Here is a 625-nt window from a genome sequence, read left to right as displayed (position 1 = left end):
TATTTAACTGTTTCAAAATTTAAAAGAGAATCAACAGTACGTGTATTAGCCTCAACATCTGCTGTATTCATTTCTTGCCGAATACGAATGCGCCAATCACTCGCTTTAATTGTGAACCAAGTATATAAAACAACTGTTACAACAACTATAAGAAAATAATGCCATCCATAACTTACATACAATACAAATGCCGTCAGAACAAATTCTAAAATCGTTGGTACTGTATTAAGAATTGAAAATCTAACAATAGCTTCAATTCCCTTCGTCCCGCGCTCAATCACACGAGAAAGGCCACCTGTTCGCCTTTCCAAATGAAATCGCAAAGACAGTTCATGAACATGTACAAAGGTCTTATAGGCTAACCGACGAATAGCATGTTGACCAACCGTCGCAAAAAGAGCATCCCGTAATTGGTTTAGTCCAGCCTGAATAATACGTGCAACATTATATGCCAAAACGAGCATGAGAGGCACAACCCAACTGGATGGAAACCATACAGGAAACTCTAAGTTCACATTGAGTGCATCTGTAGCATATTTAAAGAAATAAGGGACAGATATGAGAATCAGCTTGGCTAAAATAAGATAAAACGTTGCCCATATAACACGCATCTTTAGATCGCGCC

Annotated in this window: 1 protein-coding gene; it reads right to left on the bottom strand. The window is 38.2% G+C overall.

The window, feature by feature from the left end:
• Window positions 1-625: ABC transporter transmembrane domain-containing protein (locus ACFINO_RS10980; RefSeq protein ID WP_375655885.1), on the bottom strand; the 625-nt coding region annotated here is incomplete at both ends.

Origin of the sequence: Bartonella sp. AA83SXKL, from assembly GCF_042196965.1 — a bacterium.
Lineage (GTDB): Bacteria > Pseudomonadota > Alphaproteobacteria > Rhizobiales > Rhizobiaceae > Bartonella.
Note: the sequence above shows the minus strand (reverse complement) of the source record. Positions and strands in the feature narration are given on the sequence as shown.